Genomic DNA, 1,638 nt, shown 5'->3' with positions numbered 1-1,638 from the left:
CCGATCATGGTAATTTTCATCCGGGCGGTCTCCTCTGAATGGTCATTCCGACCCCAGCATGGCACATTGATGCCGCATGGAGGCCGTCCACCCCATCTTCAATCGTGAAGGACTGGCGATCGAGGTTGATTTTTCCCTGCCAGCCTGTCGGGTTGTCCGCTGTCTGGAACAGGTTATGGAGTGGCGTGGCAGGCCAGAAGCCATCCGAATGGATAATGGCCCTGAATATGTCAGTCATACGTTGGTTTCATGGGCCGAAAAACAGGGGATTACCCTGATCTATACGCAACCGGGTAATCCGCAGCAGAACGCCTATATTGAACGCTACAACAGAACTGTCCGGCAGGAATGGCTGGAGCAGTATTTGTTTGAAAGCATTCAGGACGTGCAGGAGGTCGCAACACAATGGCTCTGGACATATAACCATGACAGACCCAACATGGGGAACAGCGGGCTAACCCCCGCCCAGAAACTAAAAACAGCTGCCTGCATTCTCATTCAATGCCCCACTAAAAATGGGGGGATTACCAATTTTTCGAGATCGTTTGTTTTTATGCCTACATTTTACCTTCAGCCTCTGGAAGTGTTTATTTGTGGGTAAGTAATATGACGGCTACTATCAATAATCGCAGATTCAGTAAGGTGCGCGGGAACGGCATCCGTCATGGACAGAATATGAAAGACTGTCACCCCGTGGGCCAGAAGATAGTCAGTAACGATGCGCCTGTGACAGCGCCACCAGAGCACCTCCGCGCACATGATCGCAACAGTTGCCTGCTGTCCCGCCTCGATAAGCCGGGCAAGACCTCGGTGAAAATCTTCTCCAAGCGCATAATCCGCATAATTATGAAAACTCTGGACACGCCAGAATGCGTTGGTCTCCGCAGGCATCGTCTTCGACCGTGGCCGTCGTCCACCAAGCTCTGGAAAATGACTATATCCGATCCCCTGTGCCGCCAGTTCCGGCTGGAGACTGGTGCCATCATAGTCTCGATTACGCCGGGAATACGGAAAAGCCCTCACATCCGCGATCAGTGTCACGCCATAATGACGCAAAAGCGCGATAAAATCAGATAGCGCAAGCGTGGAATGCCCAATGGTGTAGAATGGATGACAAGAAGATGATCTTGCCTCCCCTGCGAGGTTCACATTGGATACGGAGTTTTCCATGCCGTCACAAACTTTCCAGATCGGAGACATCGTATCTTGGAACTCGGAAGCGGGATACGTCAGTGGACGGATCAAAGCCATTCATACGGCGCCCTTTCTGGTCAACGGCTATCAGCATCACGCGGCGGCAGAACACCCTCAATATGAAATAGAAAGCCTTAAAACCAGTCATATCGCCTTTCACAAAGGCACGGCCCTTACACTTGCTGAGTGACTGGATCATCTCCTGAGCCAGCATCATGTCTGCGCCGCAATATCCATCAATGTAGAGACAGACGGATTGGCTGAGGTGATCGGAGCACAGAGCACCACATCCAGCGTCGGGGTGACAGACGTGAGTGTCGCAATAAGCCTCTCATGACAGAGATCTGAGGTGGTCCCGTCCGTTCGGACAGCTTTGTGGGCTTGATAAGCTATACCCGGTTGTTGTTATGCCGCCCTTCTGACGGCGTTGCTGTTGGCTATCTG

Annotated in this window: 2 protein-coding genes and 1 pseudogene; 2 read left to right on the top strand and 1 reads right to left on the bottom strand. The window is 52.0% G+C overall.

Going from position 1 to position 1,638, the window contains the following annotated elements; all coding sequences use genetic code 11:
• Positions 1-97 precede the first annotated feature (97 nt).
• Positions 98-487 (top strand): annotated as a pseudogene (locus CFR80_RS18040) (integrase core domain-containing protein); the annotation flags it as partial.
• Between the two features lie 83 nt (positions 488-570).
• Here CFR80_RS18040 and CFR80_RS18035 read toward each other — a convergent pair.
• Complete coding sequence (locus CFR80_RS18035) at positions 571-1,170, bottom strand: DUF488 domain-containing protein (protein ID WP_035366892.1); 600 nt, start codon at positions 1,168-1,170, stop codon at positions 571-573.
• Here CFR80_RS18035 and CFR80_RS18030 point away from each other — a divergent pair.
• Positions 1,169-1,384 carry a hypervirulence associated TUDOR domain-containing protein gene (locus CFR80_RS18030; protein ID WP_110507843.1) on the top strand — a complete coding sequence of 72 codons (216 nt, stop codon included), beginning with the start codon at positions 1,169-1,171 and terminating at the stop codon, positions 1,382-1,384. The two genes, CFR80_RS18035 and CFR80_RS18030, sit on opposite strands and share 2 nt — an antisense overlap.
• The last annotated feature ends 254 nt before the right edge of the window (positions 1,385-1,638 follow it).

Source organism: Komagataeibacter oboediens (genome assembly GCF_003207815.1).
GTDB lineage: Bacteria > Pseudomonadota > Alphaproteobacteria > Acetobacterales > Acetobacteraceae > Komagataeibacter > Komagataeibacter oboediens.
The sequence above is the reverse complement of the archived record's forward strand: the minus strand, read 5'-3'. Positions and strand labels throughout refer to the sequence as shown.

What these genes read in the sequence shown, in the direction of transcription:
- CFR80_RS18030 (WP_110507843.1), top strand. Translation starts at nt 1,169, where the DNA reads ATGCCGTCACAAACTTTCCAGATCGGAGACATCGTATCTTGGAACTCG.
- CFR80_RS18035 (WP_035366892.1), bottom strand. Translation starts at nt 1,170, where the DNA reads ATGGAAAACTCCGTATCCAATGTGAACCTCGCAGGGGAGGCAAGATCA.